Raw genomic sequence first — 1,727 nt, 5'->3', positions numbered from 1 at the left:
TGTTACTCACCCGTCCGCCGCTAAATCAGAGAAGCAAGCTTCTCATCATTCGCTCGACTTGCATGTATTAGGCACGCCGCCAGCGTTCGTCCTGAGCCAGGATCAAACTCTCCATAAAAAGTGTTTGAAAGCTCATTTGCTTTGCTAGCGTTATCTTGCTTGATAACATTTTTTCGATTCAATTGAACCGAATTTATTGTGATTACATCTTGCTTGTTCAGTTTTCAAGGTTCATTTCGTTGTCGTTATCTCTCTTGACGACTTAATAATAATAACATTTTAATTTTAAGTTGTCAACAACTTTTTTAAAATTATTATTTTTGATTAAGTTATGTGTCATTTCCTTAACGACAAGTTATATTATACACCGTACATATAATAATGCAATAGTTTTTTAGTATTTTTTATTGATATTTTAAACGTTTTTTATAAAACTTTATATACTATATATATTATACTGATATTTTTCTTTTAAATGGATATTTTATATTTATAACTATACTATGGATGACTATATGAAAAAGCTATTCTGTACCTTGTATAATTGCTTTTTATCCTTTTTAGTAACTATACTTTTTGATCACTTATTATTTATCGGTCTTAAAGCTTAAACTATTAAAAAAAATTTATAATTGGTTATTAAAATTTATTAGTAGTTTCCCAAAAACCTTATCTGTAGACTTGCTACCTTAGGATTTAAAGATAGAAACATGCATTCACTTAAACCTTTACTATTGTATTTGAAGTGAAGCTATACTTACTTAATTATAATAAGGATCCGTAGGTAGCTTCTCCTTCTTCATAACAAATATTCTTTTCATTTATAAGTATGGTTTCAGCGGCTTTACATTTATAAATCAATCTATTATCGAATTCTTTCACTGGTAACAAACTAATGATTTCTTTTCATTAGAATAACTACCTATATCTTGAATCCATTGCTACCTCAATAAAGATATTTATATTCCTTCTATCTATTCTCTTAAAATTCGTTTTTTGAATAGCGACGAGAAAAATGGCGATACCGTATTTATCAAGTTCACCTGAATACACTTTTAATCATTTCTTTACTGTTTAAATCTTACTGTTAATCCCATTAAATTGATGTATTAAATCTATCTGAACATCGTTTTTTAAAATGCCATGTAGCCAGGTCTTTATTTATTAACTAGCACATCTTGTCGTATCATTCTGAAAAATACTCATAAAAACTACTCTATTATATTTTTGAGTATGGAGCAGTCTATTTTATCCTTGTTTGTTAGCAGCTACATGCCTTTTGATTTGTAATCTTACGTATTAAAATAAATGTCTCCAACTACACAATAGCCTAGTCATCTCTATTTAACTTATACTTTAAAAAAGATTGTTAATACAATAACGTCCAATATATAATCACTTTTTCATCGAAAAATATAAAAAAGAAGATGTACAGTCAATGCACATCTTTTCTATCTTTATTAATCTATTTTAGAACAAACAAAAAAGCGAATGCAATTTGCACTCGCTTAATATGAGTCATGCAGGATTCGAACCAGCGACCCTCTGATTAAAAGTCAGATGCTCTACCAACTGAGCTAATGACTCATGGTGCCGGCGAAAGGAGTCGAACCCTCGACCTACTGATTACAAGTCAGTTGCTCTACCAACTGAGCTACACCGGCATATGAAAATGACCCCTACGGGATTCGAACCCGTGTTACCGCCGTGAAAGGGCGGTGTCTTAA

At 30.8% G+C, this 1,727-nt stretch carries 2 tRNA genes and 1 rRNA gene; all 3 read right to left on the bottom strand.

Features of this window, described 5'->3' with window-relative positions:
• Positions 1 to 118 (bottom strand): 16S ribosomal RNA (locus QI30_RS05350); the annotation flags it as partial.
• 1,396 nt (positions 119 to 1,514) lie between these two features.
• Positions 1,515 to 1,587, bottom strand: a tRNA-Lys gene (locus tag QI30_RS05345).
• A gap of 1 nt (position 1,588) precedes the next feature.
• Positions 1,589 to 1,664 (bottom strand) — tRNA-Thr (locus tag QI30_RS05340).
• Positions 1,665 to 1,727 lie beyond the last annotated feature (63 nt).

Origin of the sequence: Candidatus Kurthia intestinigallinarum, from assembly GCF_003991225.1 — a bacterium.
GTDB lineage: Bacteria > Bacillota > Bacilli > Bacillales_A > Planococcaceae > Kurthia > Kurthia populi.
This window is presented reverse-complemented; position numbering and strand designations above follow the sequence as displayed.